Annotated in this window: 14 protein-coding genes and 1 pseudogene; 7 read left to right on the top strand and 8 right to left on the bottom strand. The window is 70.8% G+C overall.

Features of this window, described 5'->3' with window-relative positions:
• Positions 1-55: 55 nt before the first annotated feature.
• Complete coding sequence (locus ACXKR8_RS09495; RefSeq protein ID WP_458272459.1) at positions 56-3,646, bottom strand: choice-of-anchor D domain-containing protein; 3,591 nt, start codon at positions 3,644-3,646, stop codon at positions 56-58.
• Between the two features lie 360 nt (positions 3,647-4,006).
• The gene (locus tag ACXKR8_RS09500; protein WP_458272460.1) at positions 4,007-4,666 is read right to left on the bottom strand and encodes a hypothetical protein; all 660 of its coding nucleotides are present in this window, start codon (positions 4,664-4,666) and stop codon (positions 4,007-4,009) included.
• A gap of 212 nt (positions 4,667-4,878) precedes the next feature.
• On the opposite strand from ACXKR8_RS09500, the gene ACXKR8_RS09505 reads away from it, so the two are divergent.
• Entirely contained in the window at positions 4,879-6,090 is a 1,212-nt protein-coding gene (locus ACXKR8_RS09505) for a lactonase family protein (RefSeq protein ID WP_458272461.1), read from the top strand.
• A gap of 82 nt (positions 6,091-6,172) precedes the next feature.
• On the opposite strand, the gene ACXKR8_RS09510 is transcribed toward ACXKR8_RS09505, so the two are convergent.
• On the bottom strand, positions 6,173-7,057 hold the full coding sequence (locus ACXKR8_RS09510) for a ricin-type beta-trefoil lectin domain protein (RefSeq protein ID WP_462100427.1): 885 nt from the start codon (positions 7,055-7,057) through the stop codon (positions 6,173-6,175).
• 56 nt (positions 7,058-7,113) lie between these two features.
• Between ACXKR8_RS09510 and ACXKR8_RS09515 the strand changes: the two genes are divergently transcribed.
• A complete protein-coding gene (locus ACXKR8_RS09515; protein ID WP_462100428.1) occupies positions 7,114-7,245 on the top strand; it encodes a hypothetical protein in 132 nt (43 codons plus the stop codon).
• Between the two features lie 283 nt (positions 7,246-7,528).
• Here ACXKR8_RS09515 and ACXKR8_RS09520 read toward each other — a convergent pair whose 3' ends face one another.
• Entirely contained in the window at positions 7,529-8,701 is a 1,173-nt protein-coding gene (locus ACXKR8_RS09520; protein ID WP_458272463.1) for a PP2C family protein-serine/threonine phosphatase, read from the bottom strand.
• A gap of 105 nt (positions 8,702-8,806) precedes the next feature.
• On the opposite strand from ACXKR8_RS09520, the gene ACXKR8_RS09525 reads away from it, so the two are divergent.
• The 5 genes and pseudogenes from ACXKR8_RS09525 to ACXKR8_RS09545 all read left to right on the top strand — a co-directional run bounded on the left by ACXKR8_RS09525 (position 8,807) and on the right by ACXKR8_RS09545 (position 13,454).
• Positions 8,807-9,319, top strand: coding sequence for a MarR family winged helix-turn-helix transcriptional regulator (locus ACXKR8_RS09525; protein ID WP_458272464.1), 513 nt, complete (start codon positions 8,807-8,809; stop codon positions 9,317-9,319).
• A 121-nt stretch (positions 9,320-9,440) separates the two neighbouring features.
• Positions 9,441-10,758: pseudogene (locus ACXKR8_RS09530) on the top strand (PP2C family protein-serine/threonine phosphatase).
• 79 nt (positions 10,759-10,837) lie between these two features.
• Positions 10,838-12,466 carry a sensor histidine kinase gene (locus tag ACXKR8_RS09535; RefSeq protein ID WP_462100669.1) on the top strand — a complete coding sequence of 543 codons (1,629 nt, stop codon included), beginning with the start codon at positions 10,838-10,840 and terminating at the stop codon, positions 12,464-12,466.
• The gene (locus ACXKR8_RS09540) at positions 12,463-12,906 is read left to right on the top strand and encodes a response regulator (protein WP_458272467.1); all 444 of its coding nucleotides are present in this window, start codon (positions 12,463-12,465) and stop codon (positions 12,904-12,906) included. The genes ACXKR8_RS09535 and ACXKR8_RS09540 overlap by 4 nt, the downstream gene beginning before the upstream one ends.
• 122 nt (positions 12,907-13,028) lie before the next feature.
• A complete protein-coding gene (locus tag ACXKR8_RS09545) occupies positions 13,029-13,454 on the top strand; it encodes an ATP-binding protein (protein WP_458272468.1) in 426 nt (141 codons plus the stop codon).
• Between the two features lie 228 nt (positions 13,455-13,682).
• Here the strand turns inward: ACXKR8_RS09545 and ACXKR8_RS09550 are convergent, their stop codons facing one another.
• The 4 genes from ACXKR8_RS09550 to ACXKR8_RS09565 form a co-directional block, all read right to left on the bottom strand.
• Positions 13,683-14,693 carry a TIGR03842 family LLM class F420-dependent oxidoreductase gene (locus ACXKR8_RS09550; RefSeq protein WP_458272469.1) on the bottom strand — a complete coding sequence of 337 codons (1,011 nt, stop codon included), beginning with the start codon at positions 14,691-14,693 and terminating at the stop codon, positions 13,683-13,685.
• 74 nt (positions 14,694-14,767) lie between these two features.
• The gene (gene hydA / locus ACXKR8_RS09555; RefSeq protein WP_458272470.1) at positions 14,768-16,186 is read right to left on the bottom strand and encodes a dihydropyrimidinase; all 1,419 of its coding nucleotides are present in this window, start codon (positions 16,184-16,186) and stop codon (positions 14,768-14,770) included.
• Positions 16,183-17,583: an aspartate aminotransferase family protein gene (locus tag ACXKR8_RS09560; protein WP_458272471.1), complete on the bottom strand. Its 1,401-nt coding sequence runs from the start codon at positions 17,581-17,583 to the stop codon at positions 16,183-16,185. The genes hydA and ACXKR8_RS09560 overlap by 4 nt, the downstream gene beginning before the upstream one ends.
• Positions 17,584-17,620: 37 nt before the next feature.
• Complete coding sequence (locus ACXKR8_RS09565; RefSeq protein WP_458272472.1) at positions 17,621-18,508, bottom strand: nitrilase-related carbon-nitrogen hydrolase; 888 nt, start codon at positions 18,506-18,508, stop codon at positions 17,621-17,623.
• Positions 18,509-18,892 lie beyond the last annotated feature (384 nt).

Here is an 18,892-nt window from a genome sequence, read left to right on the forward strand (position 1 = left end):
CCGCCGAGCGCACGTATGTGTGCACTCGGCGGCACCTGGAGTACGGGGTGTCAGGTCAGCTGTTCCAGACCTGGAACTCCGAGATCTGGCCGGCCGGCCAACCGTTGTTCGCCGTGATGGTCACCCGGAAGTACCGCTGGGTGGTCGCGGGGAAGGTCAGGGTGACCGTGTTGCTGGTGGCCGGGTCGAAGGTGTAGGTGGCGGACGACTTGACGGTGCTGAAGGTGCTGCCGTCGGTGCTGCCGGTCAGGGACAGCGTCTGGGTGCGGGCGCCCCAGCCCGAGGGGAGCTGGAGCACGACCCGGCTTGCGCTCTGCGCGGAGCCGAGGTCGACCTGCACCCACTGCGGGAAGGCGCTGTTGGCGCTCTCCCAGTAGGTGTTCTGGTTGCCGTCCGTGACGTTCGAGGACGGGTAGACGTCGTTGTGGCTGGACTCGCTGGTGGCCTTGCCTGCCGCCAGGTTGGTGTTCACGGTGCCGGCCCCGGTGCCGGTCAGCGCGACCGTGGTCGGGTTGTTGGACGCGTTGCTGGCGATGCTGAGGCTGCCGGTGCGGGCGCCGGACGCAGTCGGGGTAAACTTCACCGCGACCGTGCAGGAGGCGTTGACCGCGATCGACGTCCCGCAGGTGTTGGTCTGCGAGAAGTCACCCGTGGTGGTGACGCCGGAGACCGCCGCGGCCGCGGTGCCGGTGTTGGTCACCGTCACCGACTGCGCGCTGCTGGCGGTGTTGAGGGCCTGGCTGGCGAAGGTCAACGAGGCCGGGTTGGTCGACAGGGTCGCCGAGTTGGGTGGGGGGACGGTGCCGCCGCCGCTGGGGAAGACCTCGAAGTCCGACAGCTGGCCGGCCGGCCAGCCGGTGTTGGCGGTGATGTTGACCCGCACATACCGCGCCGTGGCGGCGTTGAAGGTGATGGTCGACGTGTTGCCCGAGGCGGGGTCGAAGGTGTGTCCGGCCGAGCTCGAGAGAGTGGTGAAGTTGGTGCCGTCCGTGGAGCCCTGCACCGACAGGGTCTCGGTACGGGCGGACCAGGCCGTCGCCGGCGGGAGCTTGAGCACGACCTTGCCCACGCTGTAGCTCTGGCCGAGGTCGACCTGGGCCCACTGCGGGAAGGCGCCGTTGGTGCTCTCCCAGTAGGTCGAGGCGTCGGTGTCGGTGAGGTTCGCAGCGACATAGGGGCTGCTGCTGGAACTCGCCGAAGCCGGCTTGCCGGCCGCGATGTTGGTCGAGCTGTCGATGCCGCTGCCGCTCAGACCGACCGTGGTCGGGCTGTTGTTGGCGTTGCTGGTGACGGTCAGGGTGCCGGTACGGGCCCCGCCCACCGTCGGCGCGAAGCCGACGTTCACGGTGCAGGAGGCGCCGACCGCGAGGGAGGAGCAGTTGTTGGTCTGGCTGAAGTCACCGGTCACCGCGACGCCCGAGACGGTCGCCGTGGAGGTGCCCGAGTTGGTCACCGTCACCGCCTGGGCGGCGGCCGAGGAACCGACCACCGTGCTGGCGAAGGACAGGCCGGCCGGGGCGGCGTTCAGCACCGGGCCCGGCGCCGTGCCGGTACCGGAGAGGCTGACCGTGTTGGTGACCCCGCCCGCGTTGACGGTCAGGCTGCCGCTGCGGGCACCGGTCGCGGTCGGCGCGAACTTCACGCTGACCGTGCAGGAGCCGTTCGCCGGGATCGACGAGCCGCAGGTGTTGGTCTGCGAGAAGTCACCGGTGGCGGCGACGGAGGAGACGGACGCGGCCGAGCCGGTCGGGTTGGAGACCGTCACGGTCTGCGCCGCACTGGTCGCGCCGGTCGCCACCGAACCGAAGTTCAGCGCGCTCGGGTTGGCCTGCACGCCGGTGACCGGGTAGGGCGGGAAGACCGGGGCCGGCCAGGGACCGCAGACCGGTGTGCCGGTGATGCCGGAGTTGCCGCCGCCGTCGGTGACGACGAAGTTGCCGCCCTCGCAGTTGTAGATCGGGGAGGACGCCCCGACGCCGGTCGCCGTGACGTTGGTGAACGTCGCCGCGCCGCCGGTCTGCTCCTGGAGAGCGAACGTACCGGTGCCCGCGATGGTGACGTTGTTGAGGTTGACACCGCTGACGGTGCCCTCGACCCACTGCACCGCCTCGTACGGACTCTGCTCGATCAGTGCGTTGGTCACATTGACCGGTCCGGTGACCGCCCCCTGGCTGCCGTCGAACCACAGCGCGCCGACGCCGAACTGCCAGTTCGGGTCGAGCGAGCCGTCCCGGATCATGGTGTTGTTGGAGACGGTGGTCAGGCCGACCGGGGTCGACGTGAAGCGCTGGGCCACCGTGATGCCGCCGCCCTGGGCGAGGCCGGTGTCCTGCACCAGGTTGCCGGTGACGGTGTTGTCGTGGCCGCCGTAGATGGCGATGCCGTTGGCCAGGATCTGGTCCTGCACGGTGTTGTTGGAGATGGTGTCGTTGGCGTCCGCGCCCTTGCCGGAGTCGGCCCAGGTCGCGATGCCGTCGTCACCGGTGTTGCGGATGTCGCTGTTGGTGACGGTGGAGTTGGTGACCCCGCCGTGGAAGTTGATGCCGTCCGCGGTGGTGTCCCGGATCCGCAGCCCGCTGAGGGTCAGCTTGTCCATCGGGCCGTCCAGCCAGGCGCCCACCTTGAGGTGGTCGATCCAGATGTTCGTCGCCGACGAGTTGCTCAGCGCACCGCCGATGCCGTTGTCCTGGTCGCAGTCGTTCCGCTCGCCGACCTGTCCGAAGATGGCGAAGTTGGACAGGTGCACATTGCTGCTGACGCCGGAGTTGCCGCCGACCCCGCAACTGTCCGGTTCGCCCAGGCCGTAGAAGCCCGGCTCCGCGCCGTTGACGCTGGAATACCACATGCCGGCGCCCGCGACGGTGACGTTGTTGACGGTGATGTGGCCCGGGATGTTGAACGTGCCCGGCGGAATCCACACCGTGCCGCCGGGGCCGGCCGCGGCGATCGCCGCGTTGAACGCGCTGGTCGCGTTGGCCGCGCCGCTCGCGTCGGCGCCCTCGCTGGTCACCGAGACCGAACCGGCGGGCTGCGTCAGCGCCGCGCCCACCTGCTCGAAGTCGGCGAAGTCGATGGTGTACGAGGAGGCGTTGTCCCCCGCGTCGACCTGGAGCTTGAAGGTGGTGCCGGCCGGATAGGTGGTCGGGAAGAGGCGGTGGGCCTCGTCGTAGAAGTGGTGCGGGTTGCTGCCGGGCGAGTTGGTGAACGGGTAGCTGCCGTAGTACCAGCTGTAGGCGTTGGTCAGGGTGAAGTCGCTCTGCTTCGTCCCGTTGATGTACAGCGACAGCGGGTCGGTGTAGGCCGTCCCGCCCGAGGTGTCCGGGATGCTGTAGCGGAAGTCGATCGAGTTGGTCGCCACCGGGGTGGTGAAGGTGACTTCCTGACCGGTTCCCTGGAGGGTCACCGCCTTGCGGTATGACGCCTCGTCAGCAAGCTGGCCGGCAGCGTAACTCGGGCCGATGACCGTGCCGTTGGTGGCGGAGTTCTCCGCCTGCACCTCGACGTACGGCAGGCTCGCACCGTTGCCGCCGGTGGCGGCGGCCCAGGCGGGTTGGACCGCCAGGGCGGAGATGCCGACGGCGGCGAGCACCGCCGGGGCGACAGCCAGGACGAGCGTTCGCCTCAGCTCTCGGATGGATCGGAACACGTGTTGCTCCTTTCGACACGGAATGCCGGATCTACACCGTCGGCACCGCAGTCAGGTGGGGTGGAGGAGCTGGTGGCGCAGGGAGTTGACGCAGTACTGGGGCATGGCGAGAGGCCTCGCCGACTGCGTTCAGGGCAGGTGGCGAGGTGGTTCGCGGGCGGGTGGCGGCACTGAGGGGTGGGGGACGGCGCACGTGGGACCGTAATCTCTTCGACACTCCAGCGCAATATCTAGACGCATCTCTGTTGAATTCTCACTTTTGAGCGCAAGATCAAATGTGAGCACGGCAGACGCATGACAGCAGAAGGCCGCCCGCGCCGATGGGAGGCGGCGGGCGGCAGGTGGATGACGCTACGTCAACTACTGGTCGCGGGCGATCGAAGCGCCGACCAGCACACCCCCGGAGACGGTGTAGGTGCCGTCGAACACCCGGAGCGTGCCATCGGTCTGGGTGGCGTACAGAACGGCCGAGACCTGGTCCGAACCGAACTCGCTGACGGTGCCCAGACTGATCGCCGCGGTGGTGGCGAAACCCGCGACGTACTGGGAGTAGCTCTCACCCCCGGTGATGTTCGATCCACCGAGGGCCCAGGCCGCCGCGTAGTCGTGGTCGGTGATGTCCTGGTAGTACTGCGTGACCACCGCCTCGGCGTTGACCAGCGGCGCCGGCGCGGGTGCGACGGGCGCCGCCGGAGGAGCCGCCGGGACGGGCGGCTGCGCGGCCGGCGCGCGGGTCGCGGGGGCGGCGGGGGCGGCGGGCGCTGGCGCTGCCGCGGCCGGCGTCGGCGCGCGGGTGGGCGGGGGCGTGGTCGGCGCGGGCGCGGGCTTGGCCGAGGACGGCGGTGGAGCAGAGGTGCGGGCCGCACTACTGGGCGCCTGCGACGAGGGGGACGCGGAGGACGACGTGGACGGCGGCGAGCCTGCGGCGATCACGCTGTTGCCGGTGTTCGTACCGGAGCAGCCGGCTACGGAGATCGCGGCGGCGACGGCAAGGCCAACTGCGCCGGTGAGGGTGCGCATGGCTGCTCCTTCGGAGCGGAAAACGGTACTTCCATGGTCGACCCGCCCACACAATCAAGCCACTTGGCACCGCGGGGGCCCATGCTGCGCAGCAGCGCTTGCCGCGAACCGGTGCATGCGGCGAACCATCTCGGCAAGGTCCTTGCCCAGAAGCATTGGTCTAGGCCACAGTGGGCTTGATCCGAACGTGTCAATTGCGGAGGTGCGCTGCCATGGCCATGGACGACCTGAGCCAGTCCGACCGGTGTGACGGTGCGGGTGCGCGGGAGATGCGGCGGCGCTCCGTCCTGGCGGTGGGAGCGGGAGCGGTGCTCACCACGGTGAGCGGTGCTCTCGCCGCCAGCGCCGCCGCCGCAAGCCCTGCCGCCGCCGGCAGGGCCACTGCCCCGCACCCCCTCTACCTCGGCGCCTACACCTCGAGCTCCGCCCAGGGCGTGGGCCTCGCCACCTATGACCCGGCCAGTGGCAAGCCCGCCGTCGGCAGCACCCTGGCCGGGGTGGCCAACCCGTCGTTCCTGGCCCTGGCCGGTTCCCATCTGTACGCCGTGAACGAGCAGAGCAAGGGCCTGGTGACGGCGATCTCCATCGTCTCGCCGGGACACCTGAAGGTGCTGGGCACGCAGAGCACCGGCGGCTCGGGCCCGTGCCATGTGTCGGTGCACTCCGGCGGCGGCCACCTGCTGAGCGCGAACTACGACTCCGGCAGCATCGCGGTGCATCCGATCGCCGCCGACGGAAGCCTCAAGGCCCGCACCGACCTGGTCCAGCACACCGGCTCGGGCCCGGACCCCGACAGCCAGGACGGTCCGCACGCGCACATGGTCCTCAGCGACCCCCAGGGCGGCTTTGTGCTCTCGGTCGATCTGGGCACGGACTCGGTGTACACCTACCGCCTGAACACCACCTCCGGAAAGCTGACGCTGGTCTCGCAGGCCCATCTCACCCCGGGCACCGGGCCGCGGCATCTGGCCTTTCACCCCTCCGGCCTGTTCGCCTACCTGGCCAACGAGTTGGGCAACTCGGTGATCGTCTGCCGGTACGACCCGTCGACCGGGACGCTCACCCCCGGCCGCGCCCAGCCGACCGTGCCGTCCGGGGCGAGCACCACGCCGCGCAACTACCCGGGCGAGGTGGTGGTCTCGCCGGACGGAGCATTCGTCTACGTCTCCAACCGCGGCCATGACAGCGTGGCGCGCTTCGCCGTGGGCAGCGCGGGCGCGACGCTCACCCTGCTGGACGCGGTACCCGCCGGCGGCTCGTACCCGCGGCACATCAGCCTGGACCCGACCGCGACGCTGCTGTTCTCGGCCAACCAGAACTCCAACACGGTCACCGTCTTCCACCGCGACCGGGCGTCCGGCGCGCTGACCCCCACCGGCACCTCGCTGAAGTCCCCCAGCCCGGTCTGCGTCATTCCGGCCTGACAGAGCGTCAACTGAGGTGTGCCGAAAACTCCGGTACGGACCGCACGCGCGGCCCGTACCGGAGGGTCCAACCGACCCGGGTTCAGCTGGGGAGGGTCCACTGCTGGTTGGCAGCCGTCCCGCAGTCCCAGATCTGGAGCCGGGTGCCGTTGGCCGAGCTGCTGCCCGTGGCGTCCAGGCAGCGGCCCGAACTCGGGTTCTGCAGCGTGCTGTTGGCGCCCGCGCGCCACTGCTGGGCGCCGGTGCCGTTGCAGTCGTACAGCTGGGTCTGGGTGCCGTTGGCGGTGCCGGCCGCCTTGACGTCCAGGCACTTGCCCAGGGCGCGGACCGTGCCGTCGGTGCCCACGGTCCACTGCTGGGCGGCGGTGCCGTTGCAGTCGTAGAGCTGGACGGCCGTGCCGTTGGCGGGGTTCGCGCCGGCCACGTCGACGCACTTGCCGCCGAGGCCGGTGATCTGTCCGGTGCGGCCGGTGCCGGTGCCTCCGCCGGTGCCCTGGGTGGCGTTGAAGGAGAAGGAGTTGGTGCCCAGCCCCTGGCCGCCCTTCCAGATCTCGAAGCCGGCCTCCGCGTCGATCAGATAGGCGTTGGCGCCGGTGGTGCCGCGCTGGACCGAGTCATTGATCAGCGCCTTGACGTCCAGGTTGGTGAACGACGTGCCGCCGCCCTGGAGGACGTAGGAGACGATGTTCCAGGCGGCCTGACGGCCGGTGTAGACGTCCCAGTTGTAGCCGCCGATGGAGGCGGTGGCGGTCTTGGAGCCGAACGGCGCGACTCCGCCGCGGCTGTTCAGCCAGATCATGATCTCGCTGTCGTCCGGCTGGCCGCCGGTGGTGGGCGCCGAGTTGGTCCACAGGTCGTACGCGACGTCGTACGCGCCGGTGGCGGGCTGCGTGGTCGACCACGAGGAGGTCGCGCTCGCCAGCTTGCTCACCTGGATGGGCAGATTTGCTGCCGGTGGTGCAGGCACCCCAATGGCAGCCCTTGTAGATCGACGGGTAGGTGGCCGGGGCGCCGCCGGAGAGGTTGAAGTTCGCCGTGCTCACCGTCCACGCGGTGCCGGTGGTGGCGGTCACGCACTGCGGAGCGGAGGAGTTCCACTCGTTGTTCTGCAGCGTGTACTCGCCGCCGGCCAGGCTCAGCGAGCCCTGCGGCTGACAGTTGGTCACCGCGGCGGCAGCAGCCGGTGCGACGACGGGCGCGGCGACGGGCGCGGCGTGAGCGGCCGGCGCGGCAAAGGCCGGGACGGCCAGCGCCGCGCACACCGCCGAGACGGCGGATAAGACCCGCAGCCGGGTCATCAGTCCTTGGATCATGAACAGTTCCCTTCGGGGTGGGGGTTTTCGGCCATGGCGTTGGAGCGCTCCCAATTCAGGAAGGTCTGGACCAATTCCATGACAGCCCTTGGATTGAAGGCCCGATGGCAGGGATCCGTCAAGACTTAAGAGAAGGTTTCCTGCCGCCCGTTCCAGTCCAGGCACACCACCAGGGCGTCGTCGGTGGCGTCCGCGTCGCGGTAGTCGGTCAGCTCCCGCAGGATCGCGCCGGGAACGTCGGCCGCGGGCAGCAGGCTGGTCGCGTTGATCGCCCGGGCCAGGGCCTGTTCGCCGTAGTGCTCCCCGGCCGGGGAGGCGGTGGCGTAGACGCCGTCGCTGGCGAAAACCAGCCGGTCCCCCGGTTCGACCTGGAACTGCTGGGCCTGGTAGCGGGACTCCTCGAACATGCCCAGCGGCAGCTGGGCGTCCAGCTCGATCCGTTCCACCTCCTTGCCGCGCCGGCGCCACAGGTGCGGCGAGCCGGCGTCGACGACCTGAACGGTCCCAGTGGCATAGCTGAAGGTCAGCAGCAGGGTGGAGACATGCTGGTCGCCGCGGTGGCGGGCGTAGAGGGCCTGGTCCGCCAGGGCCGCCTGGTCGGCGATGCCGATGCCCGCCCGGCGGGCGTTGCGCAGTGCGTTGACCGCGAGGTTGGTCAGCAGCGAGGCCTCGATGCCCTCGCCCATGCCGTTGGTGATGGTCAGCGTCAGGGTGTCGGCGGTGGTGGCCCAGTCGAAGTTGTCGCCGTGGATCGCATAGGCGGGCTCCAACTGGGCCCCGATCGCGTACTCGTCACGGGCGCAGGAGCGTCCGGGCAGCAGCTGCCACTGCATCTCGGCGGCCAGGGTGAGCCGGTTCACCCGGCGGGCCTGCAGATACACATCGGTGTCGCGCTCGGCCACGATGATCTCGCGCCCCAGCAGGTCCGCGATGGCGACCAGCTCCGCGACCGCCTCGTCCCCCGCGTGCTCGGGCGCCAGCCGCACGCTGAGGATCCCGAGCCGGTCCCCGCGCACGGTCACCGGCAGGTGCAGCCTGACGCTGCCGTCCTCGGCGGCTTCGCGCTGCGGCTGCTGGCTGCCGAAGGCCCGGCCCTGGGTGCTGCTGTGGACCGACAGCGGCAGGCCGGTCTGCGGCAGCTCGGCGACCGGCTGCAGCACGCTCAGGCTGTAGTCGGCCATCAGCAGGTCCACCGCCAGCGCCGCGTAGTGCGCGCCGAGGGCGGTGCGCACCGCGCCCAGCAGCGCGTGCGGGGCTGCGGCGCGCAGCGTGCGCTCGACGGCGAGGTAGTTCGTCACGGTCGGTCGGGACCTTCTGGAGAGATCGGGAGGGGTGCGGAGCCACGACGCAGCGGCCGTGGGGTGTGCTGACAGGCGGAGCAGAAGGATGGCACAGTGGGGGCCATGCCGATGATTGTCCCAGCTCCGCTCCCCGCCGAGGTGGCCCAGGCCGCCTCGGTGGTGGTGGAGCTGCTGGACGCGCTGCAGGGACGCGGCCAGGAGTCGGCCCCCCAGGGCCGGGTCTCGCCCTCGCAGCTGCGGGCACTGCTGGCGATCGAACGCTGGGAGGGGCTGAATCTGCGCGCCCTGGGCGAGGCGCTCGCCTCCAAGCCGCCGGCCGTCAGCCGGCTCTGCGACCGCTTGCAGGCCGACGGCCTGCTGGAGCGCTCGCTGAGCAGCAGCAGCCGGCGCGAGGTGGAGCTGCGGCTCAGCCGCCGCGGGCACGCCGTGCTGGCGGAGTACCGCTCCTCGCGGGTGCAGGAGCTGCGCGAGGTGCTGGGGACCATGTCCGCCACCGGCCTGTCCGACCTGACCCGGGGCATGGCCGCGTTCCGGGACGCCGTCCTCGCCCGGCACGACACCGACGCCCACGGCTCCCAAAGCGCCCACAGCACCCCCGGCGCCCGGACCGCCTGACCCTGCGGCGGCGTGACCCGGCGTCGAATGTTGCCCCAGGGCAACGATCCGGCCTAAGGTCGGTGACCGGTACGCAGGGTGCGGACCAGCCCCATCGGGTGCCCAGGACACGGAGGACCGGATGGCGATACCGCCTGCGAACCGGCTGGGCCCGGACCGGCGCACCGCGCCCATACCCGGGCCCCGACGGTCCCAGCAGCCGAACACCCCGCTCGCGCCGGTCGCCAAGGCCGTGCCGGACGCCGCCCAAGCCGCCACCGACCCGGTCGGCCTCGCCGAGCCGCTGGTGGTCCTGCTGGTCGAGGACGACGCCGGGGACGCCCTGCTGGTCGAGGAACTGCTCGCGGACAGCGGGGTGCCCACCCGACTGCGCTGGGCCCGGTCACTGGCGCAGGCGCTCCAGGAGCTGGACGCCGCGGTGCCGCACTGCGTGCTGCTGGACCTGCACCTCCCCGACGCCTCCGGGCTGAGCGCGCTGGACCAGGTGGTCGGCCATGCCCGGGAGGCCGCGGTGGTGGTGCTGACCGGGCTGGCCGAGCACAGCACCGGGCTCGCCGCCGTCGCCGCGGGCGCGCAGGACTACCTGGTCAAGGCCACGGTGGACGGCGACCTGCTGGGCCGGGCGATCCGCTACGCGATCGGCCGCAAGCAGGTGGAGCAGTCGGCCGTGGCCTGGCAGGCCAGCCAGCTGCGCAGCGCCGAGAACGCCCGGCTGGAGCGCGGCCTGCTGCCCACCCCGCTGCTGCGCGACCGGACCGTCCGGGTCACCGCCCGCTACCAGCCGGGACGCGCGCACGCCCTGCTCGGCGGGGACTTCTACGACGTGGTGCAGACCGAGGACGGCACCGTGCACGCCGTGGTCGGCGACGTCTCGGGCCACGGTCCCGACGAGGCGGCCCTGGGCGTGTGCCTGCGGGTGGCCTGGCGCTCCTTCGTCCTGGCCGGAGTGCGCGGACCGGCCCTGGTGCGGCTGCTGGAGCAGATCCTGATCGCCGAGCGCTCAGGACCGGAGATCTACGCCACACTGACCTGTCTGACCCGCGCCCGCGGCGCGGAGCACAGCGAGGTGATCCGCGCGGGCCACCCCGGGCTGCTGATCCGCACCCCCGGCCTCGGCATCGAGCTGTTGGAGCCCGAGGTGGGCCCGGCGGTGGGGCTTGATGCCCGGCAGCGCCGACTGGTCCGCCGCCCCGGTGCCGGCGCCCGGCGGCGGGGCGCTGGTGCTGTTCACCGACGGCCTGATCGAGGGCCACACCGGCACCGGACGGGAACGGCTGGGCGAGAGCGGGCTGCTGGAGATCGCCGAGCGGCACCGGGACCTCGCCGCCGACGCCTTCCTCGATACCCTCATCGCCTCGGCCCAGGACCTCGCGGCCGCCCGCGGCGGCCTGGTCGACGACGTCGCCGTCCTGCACCTGGAATGGAGTCCCACCACGTGAGCCCACCGCAGCCGCCGCCCCACCGCAGCGCCTCAGCCGTCTGACGGTCCAGGGCTGGTTCACCATCGCGCTGACGGTGATGGGGGTGCTGGCGCTGGCGGCGGCGATCGTGGGCACCGCCGTGCTGGCGCGCACCACCGCGGCCTCCAACCGGCTGAACGACCACATATCCCCCGCCCGCACCGCCGCCGTCCAGCTCCAGGCCGCGCTGCTGGACCAGGAGACGGGGGTCCGCGGCTACCTGCTGACCGGGGACACCTCCCTGCTGGAGCCCTACACCCGGGGCCTCGCCGACGAGGCCGGGGCCAAGGCGCAGCTGACCGCGCTGATGGGGGACGACCGGCAGTCGGCCGCGGATCTGGCCGCGGTCGAGCGCTCGGCGAACGCCTGGCGCAGCGGCTTCGCCCAGCCGGCGATCGCCGCCCGGCAGAGCCAGGGCAGTGTCTCGGTCGAGCAGGGCAAGAGCGCCTTCGACCAGCTGCGGAAGCAGCTGGCGGCCACCAACGGCCACCTGGACCAGGAGCGCGCCCAGGCCCGGGCCCAGCTGGGCCGGATGCGCACCCAGCGCGACCTGGCCTTCCAGTCGATGCTCGCGGTGTTCCTGCTCACCGGCGCGGGACTTGCGCTGCTGCTGCACCTGACCGTGGTGCGGCCGCTGAACGCGATGCGCGCCGCGGCCCGGCGGGTGGCCGGGGGCGATCTGGACCACCGCATCCCGGAACAGGGGCCGGCCGACCTGCAGACCATGGCCCAGGCGGTGGAGGCGATGCGGCTGCGGGTGGTCACCGACCTGGGGGCCTCCCAGCGCCAGGAGATCCAACTCCGGGAACAGGCCCAGCAGATGGACGCCCAGGCCGCCGAACTGCGGCGGTCCAACACCGAGTTGGAGCAGTTCGCCTATGTGGCCTCGCACGACCTGCAGGAGCCGCTGCGGAAGATCGCCTCGTTCTGCCAGCTGCTGGAGAAGCGCTACAGCGTCCACCTGGACGAACGCGGCCTGCAGTACATCGCCTTCGCGGTGGACGGCGCCAAGCGGATGCAGATCCTGATCAACGACCTGCTGGGGTTCTCCCGGGTCGGCCGGGTCCATGACGCCCGCACCGAGGTCGCCCTCGACGAGGTGCTGGACCAGGCGGTGCACAACCTCGCGGTCGCCATCGAGGAGAGCGACGCGCGGATCCTGCGGCCCACCACCCTGCCACGGGTCACCGGCGACCCGACCCTGCTGACCATGCTGTGGCAGAACCTGATCGGCAACGCCATCAAGTTCCGCCGCCCCGACCTGGCACCGGTGATCCGGATCACCGCATCAGCGGACCAGGATGCGGGTACGGGAGACGGGGTGACAGGAGCCGAGGTGACGGGAGCCGAGGTGACAGGAGCCGAGGTGACAGGAGCCGAGGTGACGGGAGCTGCGGCAGGGGTGCTGTGGCGGTTCACGGTCACCGACAATGGCATCGGGATCCCCGCCGAGTTCGCCGACAAGGTCTTTGTCATCTTCCAGCGGCTGCACGGCCGCGACGCCTACGAGGGCACCGGGATCGGCCTGGCGCTGTGCAAGAAGATCATCGAGAACAGCGGCGGGAGGATCTGGATCGACACCGACCACACCGACGGCACCCGCCTGCACTTCACCCTGCCCCTCAGCGAAGCCCTGCCGCCTACGGAAGGCGAGCGACCCCACGTCCTGGAAGGAACCACCCCATGACCGTGCCCACTCCGCAGCCCGTCGAGGTGCTCCTGGTCGAGGACGACGCCGGCGACGAACTGATGACCCGTGAGGCGTTCGAGGACAACAAGATCCGCAACAATCTGCATGTGGTCAGGGACGGCCTGGAAGCCCTGGACTTCCTCTACCGGCGCGCACCGCACGCCGACGCCCCGCGTCCTGACCTGATCCTGCTGGATCTGAACCTGCCCAAGTACGACGGCCGCCAGGTCCTGGAGCAGATCAAGGCCGACCCGGAGCTGTGCCACATCCCGGTCGTGGTGCTGACCACCTCCTCCGCCGAGGAGGACATCCTGCGCAGCTACAAACTGCACGCCAACGCCTATGTCAGCAAGCCGGTGGACCTGGACCAGTTCGTCACCGCCATCCGCCAGATCGATGATTTCTTCCTCACCGTGGTCAAGCTCCCCCGCAGCTGACAACGCAGGTCCGGGGGCCGTACGGGTGACCGTCCGATACGAGTCGGCCCGTGGCTGATTTCAATTCCTCTGGTCGGGCAGGTGGGAAGCACGACCTCATCCATATGAGAGGAACCCGGCGCATGGACCTGTCCCAGGAATCATCCCCACCGCGCCATGCCAGCTATTCCCTGGAAGGCCTCACCGGTTCCATCGGCGCAGCTCGCGACTATGCCAGAGCCTTCTTCGGCGGCCCGCACCAACCCCTGGCCGAACCCGCCCTCGGGGACGCGCTGCTGGTGGTCAGCGAGCTGGTCTCCAACGCCGTGCGCCATGCGCCGGGACCCTGCACGCTCAGCCTGTCCCAGGACGAGAAGCAGGTGACGATCGCGGTCAGCGACGGCGTCGCCGCACTGCCGGTGCCCCGCACCGCCGACCTGGTCGGCGGCACCGGGGGCTTCGGCTGGCACCTTCTGCGCACCCTGACCAGACATCTGCGCATCACCGCCCGCGCCGACGGCAAGACCATCACCGCCATCGTGCCCCGGCTGCTGTTCGCGGGGATCTGACCGCTGCCCGGACCCCACCCGTCGAGACCGACCCGTCCGGCGAACCCCGCAGGGCCCGGAGCGGCGGCTCCGGGCCCTGCGGAAGGGTGGCGTCGGCCAGGAGGGGGATTGCCTGGCCGCACCGGTTTCGAGGTGCGCCGCCGACGGACTGCGCCGCACGACTTGTTCAACCATCAACCACTCTCGCACATTCCCCCGCGCCCCACGGGTGCTTCAGGCCGGTCGGCCTCAGCTGAAGCCGGGGATGATCTCGGTGCCGTAGGCGTCGATGGTGTCCTCGACCGCGTCGTGCATGGCGTAGACGGCGAACTGGTCGACGCCGAGGGCGCGCAGCTGCTCCAGCTTCTCGCGGTGTGCGGAGACCGGGCCGAGCAGGCAGAAGCGGTCCACGATCTCGTCCGGGACGAAGGCCGTGTCCGGGTTTCCGGCCCGGCCGTGGTGGCTGTAGTCGTAGCCCTGGCGGGCCTTGATGTACTCGGTCAGCGCCTCCGGCACCAGACCGGAGTGCTCGCCGTAGCGGCCGACCAGGTCGGCGACATGGTTGCCGACCATCCCGCCGAACCAGCGGCACTGCTCCCGGGCGTGGGCCAGGCCCTCCGCGCTGCCGTCGGTGACATAGGCCGGGGCGGCCACGCAGATGGTGATCGCGTCGGGGTCGCGTCCGGCCTGCTCGGCGGCGGTGCGGACGGCCTTGACCATCCACTCGGTGAGGAAGGGGTCGGCCAGCTGCAGGATGAAGCCGTCCGCCTGACGACCGGTCAGCTCCAGTGCCTTGGGCCCGTACGCGCCCATCCAGACCGGGAGCGCGCCGTCCCTGACCCAGGGCAGCCGCATCGCGGTGCCGTCGACCTCGACCTCCCGGCCTTCGGCGAGTTCCTTGATGGCGTGCATGGCCTCGCCGAGCCGGGCCAGGGTGGCCGGTTTCCGCCCGGCCACCCGCATCGCCGAGTCGCCGCGGCCGATCCCGCAGACGGTGCGGTTGCCGTGCATGTCGTTGAGGGTGGCGAAGAGCGAGGCGGTGACCTCCCAGGTCCGGGTGGACGGGTTGGTGACCATCGGGCCGACCGTCAGCCGCTCGGTCTCGGCGAGGATCTGGCTGTAGACCACGAAGGGCTCCTGCCAGAGCACCACGGAGTCGAAGGTCCAGCCGTGGCTGAAGCCGGCGCCCTCGGCGCGCTTCATCCGGTCGATGAGCAGCCGGGCCGGCGGGTCGGTCTGCAGGACGAGGCCGAAGTCCATCTGTGCTCCTTTCCTGGGACGGGACTTTCCTGGGACGGGACTTTCCTGGGACGGGACTTTCCTGGGACGAATAGTCAGATCAGGTACTGCGAGGTGCCGCGCGGCAGGTAGGCGCCGTGCCCGGCCCGGCCGAGGTACTCGCCCTCGTGGACCACCGCGCTGCCGCGCGACAGCACGGTCCTGGCCCGACCGGTGACCTGCCGCCCCTCGTACGCCGAGTAGTCGACGTTCATGTGGTGGGTCGCGGCGGAGATGGTGTACCGCTCGTGCGGGTCGAAGATGACCACGTCGGCGTCCGCGCCCGGGGCGATGGTGCCCTTGCGCGGGTAGAGGCCGAACATCCGGGCCGGGGTGGCGCAGGCCAGCTCGATCCAGCGGCGGCGGCCGATGTGGCCGTCCAGGACGGCCTGGTGCAGCAGGTCCATCCGGTTCTCGACGCCGGGCATCCCGTTGGGGATCTTGGAGAAGTCGCCCCGGCCCAGTTCCTTCTGCCCGCTGAAGCAGAACGGGCAGTGGTCGGTGGAGACCACGGACAGGTCGTTGGTCCGCAGCCCGCGCCACAGCGCGGCCTGGTGCTCGCGCGGGCGCAGCGGGGTGCTGCACACGTACTTGGCGCCCTCGAAGCCGTCGGCGCCGGTCTCGGCGAGGTTGTCGGTGGAGAGGAACAGGTACTGCGGACAGGTCTCGCCGAAAACGTTGAGCCCCAGGTCACGGGCCCCGGCGAGCTCGGCGAGGGCCTGCTCGGCGGAGACATGGACGATGTAGAGGGGGGCGCCGCCGGCCACCCGGGCGAGCTGGATCGCCCGGTGGGTGGCCTCCGCCTCCAGCAGCTCCCGGCGGACCTCGCCGTGGTAGCGGGGGTCGGTGTGGCCGGCCGCGAGGGCCTGTTCGACCAGCACGTCGATGGCGATGCCGTTCTCGGCGTGCATCATGATCAGACCGCCGTTGCCGCCGGCCCGCTGCATGGCGCGGAGGATGCGGCCGTCGTCGCTGTAGAAGACGCCGGGGTAGGCCATGAACAGCTTGAAGGAGGTCACCCCCTCCTCCACCAGCAGGTCCATCTCCTTGAGGCTGGACTCGGTGACGTCCGACATGATCATGTGCAGCCCGTAGTCGATGGCGCAGTTGCCCTCGGCCTTGGCGTGCCAGGCGTCCAGGCCGTCCCGCAGGCTGCCGCCCACCGACTGGATCGCGAAGTCGACGATGGTGGTGGTGCCGCCCCAGGCGGCGGCGCGGGTGCCGGTCTCGAAGGTGTCGGCGGCCTTGGTGCCGCCGAAGGGCATCTCCATATGGGTGTGCGCGTCCACGCCGCCGGGGACCACATAGCGTCCGGTGGCGTCATACTCGGTCTCGGCAGTCCAGGCCTGGGCGGCGGAGCTGCCGGTCGCGGCGAGGGCGACGATCCGCTCGCCCTCGATCAGGACGTCGGCGTGCACCTCCTCGGCGGCGGTGATCACGAGGCCGTTGCGGATGACAGTGCGGGGAAGACTCATACGGAATCGCGCTCCTGGCTCCGGTCGGTGGTTTCGGTCCGCGGGGACGACAGGCTCTGCGCCGGCGACGGGCTCTGCGGGGATGCTCCCTGCGCCCGGCGCAGGGCTTCGATCAGCAGCTCGGCACCCTCGGCCGCCTCCTCCGGGGTGAGCGAGAGCGGCGGCGCGATCCGCAGCACATTGCCGGCCAGCCCGCCCTTGCCGATCAGCAGGCCCAGCTCGCGGGCGTGCTCCAGGGTGGCCGCGGCGGCGGCCGGGGAGGGAGCGCCGCTGCTGTCGACCAGCTCGACGCCGATCATCAGCCCGCGCCCGCGCACCTCGCGGACCAGCGGCAGGCCGGCCGCGCGGAGCCGGTCGGTGAGCAGCGCGCCGACCCGGCGGGCGTTGCCCTGGAGGTCGTGGTCCAGCAGGTGCCGCAGATTGGCGAGGGCCCCGGCGGTGGTGATCGGGCTGCCGCCGAAGGTGGAGATGGAGTTGGCGCCGAGGCAGTCCATGATCTCGGCGCGGGCCACCACCCCGCCCATGGACAGGCCGTTGCCGATGCCCTTGGCGAAGGTCAGGATGTCGGGCGGCCCGGCCTCGGCGTGCGCCTGCCAGCCCCAGAAGTGGTCCCCGGTGCGGCCCCAGCCGGTCTGCACCTCGTCGGAGATCCAGAGGATCCCGTGCCGGTCCAGCACCCGCTTGAAGGCGGCGAACAGCCCGTCAGGACCGCTGGTGAAGCCGCCGACGCCCTGGATCGGCTCGGCGATCAGCGCGGCGACACTGCCGCCGACCTGGCCCAGCAGGTCCTCCAGGTCGGCGGTGCAGGCGGCGATGAACTCGGCGTCGGACAGGTGCGCGAACGGGCCGCGGGTGCGGATGCCGCCGTGCACGTAGAGGGTCTGCAGAGCGGACAGGCTGGTCGGCGACCAGGCGCTGTTGCCGGTGATGCCGATGGTGGTGAAGGAGCGCCCGTGGTAGCTGTTGCGCATCGCCAGCACCTGGTTGGAGCGGCGGTGGGTGGTGGCCAGCAGCAGCGCGGCGTCATTGGCCTCGGTGCCGGAGGTGGTGAAGAAGACCTTGGCGTCCGGGATGCCGGACAGCTCGGCGATCTGCTCGGCCAGCTCGACCATCGGGGTGGAGAGGTAGAGCGTCGAGGTGTGCAGGATCCGGGACGCCTGCTCGGCGACGGCCTTGGTGACCTCGGGCAGGGCGTGGGCGGTCATGGTGGTGAGGATGCCGCCGAAGAAGTCCAGGTAGCGGCGGCCCTGCGAGTCCCAGACGTGGCGCCCCTCGCCATGGGTCAGCTCGATCGGCTCGTCGTAGTAGACGGCCAGCCAGGACGGGGTGACCGCGCGGTGACGACGGATCAGGTCGGACGGGCCGGTCAGGTCGGCGGGGTTGGGCGGGTTGGACATGTGCGGCTCGTTTCCCCTCGTACGGACGGTTCCGGGCTCACGCCTCGGTCAGCGGGCCGTAGGCGTCCGGGCGCCGGTCGCGGTAGAACGCCCACTGGTGGCGCACCTCCTCGATCAGGCCGAAGTCCAGATCCCTGACCACCAGCTCCTCCTCCTTGTCGGAGGCGGGCTCGCCGACGAACCGGCCGCGCGGGTCCACGAAGTAGCTGGTGCCGTAGAAGTCGTTGTCCCCGTACTCCTCCACCCCGACCCGGTTGATCGCGGCGATGAAGTACTCGTTGGCGACGGCGGCGGCCGGCTGCTCCAGCTGCCAGAGGTACGCGGAGAGGCCGCGGCTGGTGGCGGAGGGGTTGTAGACGATCTGCGCCCCGGCCAAGCCGAGCGCGCGCCAGCCCTCGGGGAAGTGCCGGTCGTAGCAGATGTAGACGCCGACCCGGCCGACCGCGGTGTCGAAGACCGGCCAGCCGAGGTTGCCTGGCTTGAAGTAGAACTTCTCCCAGAAGCCCTTGACCTGCGGAATGTGGTGCTTGCGGTACTTCCCGAGGTAGCTGCCGTCGGCGTCGATCACGGCGGCGGTGTTGTAGTAGACCCCGGGCTGCTCGACCTCGTACACCGGGACCACGATGACCATGCCGAGCTCGGCGGCGAGGGCCTGCATCCTGGTGACGGTGGGTCCGTCCGGCACGGCCTCGGCCCAGCGGTAGTGCTCCTCCTCCTGCACCTGGCAGAAGTAGGGGGCGTTGAACACCTCCTGGAAGCCGATGATCTTCGCCCCCTGCGCGGCGGCCTCACGGGCGTAGGCCTCATGCAGGTCGATCATGGAGGCGCTGTCGCCGGTCCACTTGGTCTGGACGAGGGCGGCGCGGACCACCTGGGTCGGCTCGGCGAAGCTGGAGAGTTCAGCGGAGTTGGCGGGTTCAGACATGACACACCCTCACCTTCTACTGTCGGCAGAGCAGTGGCTCCCGCATCTGTCTACGTGCGTAGAACCTAGGACCACCAGCGGCGGGCTGACAATACGTCGGTCGTAACACGGCGAAGACGTTCATGTTTCCCGCCCATGCCCGTGCTGGTCGGACCGTGCGGGTCTCGCTGGGCATCCCTTTCGAGAATAGGCGCTTCACACGGTCCGATCACGTCAACGCGCGGTCTCGTCAATGCCCGACCCTGGTACGTTCCTCGGGCTGGTCGACCACCTGGACGACCAGCCGTACCCGTCGGTTGTGCGGGCCGGCAGGCACGGGGATCACGTCACCCGGATCGGTGGGCACAGCCGCCACAGGACATCATTTTTCAGTCGCCGAATCAT

Source organism: Streptacidiphilus sp. PAMC 29251 (genome assembly GCF_054208735.2).

What these genes read in the sequence shown, in the direction of transcription:
- ACXKR8_RS09535 (WP_462100669.1), top strand. Translation starts at nt 10,838, where the DNA reads ATGGGGGTGCTGGCGCTGGCGGCGGCGATCGTGGGCACCGCCGTGCTG.
- ACXKR8_RS09525 (WP_458272464.1), top strand. Translation starts at nt 8,807, where the DNA reads ATGCCGATGATTGTCCCAGCTCCGCTCCCCGCCGAGGTGGCCCAGGCC.
- ACXKR8_RS09560 (WP_458272471.1), bottom strand. Translation starts at nt 17,583, where the DNA reads ATGTCCAACCCGCCCAACCCCGCCGACCTGACCGGCCCGTCCGACCTG.
- ACXKR8_RS09500 (WP_458272460.1), bottom strand. Translation starts at nt 4,666, where the DNA reads ATGCGCACCCTCACCGGCGCAGTTGGCCTTGCCGTCGCCGCCGCGATC.
- ACXKR8_RS09540 (WP_458272467.1), top strand. Translation starts at nt 12,463, where the DNA reads ATGACCGTGCCCACTCCGCAGCCCGTCGAGGTGCTCCTGGTCGAGGAC.
- ACXKR8_RS09545 (WP_458272468.1), top strand. Translation starts at nt 13,029, where the DNA reads ATGGACCTGTCCCAGGAATCATCCCCACCGCGCCATGCCAGCTATTCC.
- ACXKR8_RS09505 (WP_458272461.1), top strand. Translation starts at nt 4,879, where the DNA reads ATGGCCATGGACGACCTGAGCCAGTCCGACCGGTGTGACGGTGCGGGT.
- hydA (WP_458272470.1), bottom strand. Translation starts at nt 16,186, where the DNA reads ATGAGTCTTCCCCGCACTGTCATCCGCAACGGCCTCGTGATCACCGCC.
- ACXKR8_RS09565 (WP_458272472.1), bottom strand. Translation starts at nt 18,508, where the DNA reads ATGTCTGAACCCGCCAACTCCGCTGAACTCTCCAGCTTCGCCGAGCCG.
- ACXKR8_RS09550 (WP_458272469.1), bottom strand. Translation starts at nt 14,693, where the DNA reads ATGGACTTCGGCCTCGTCCTGCAGACCGACCCGCCGGCCCGGCTGCTC.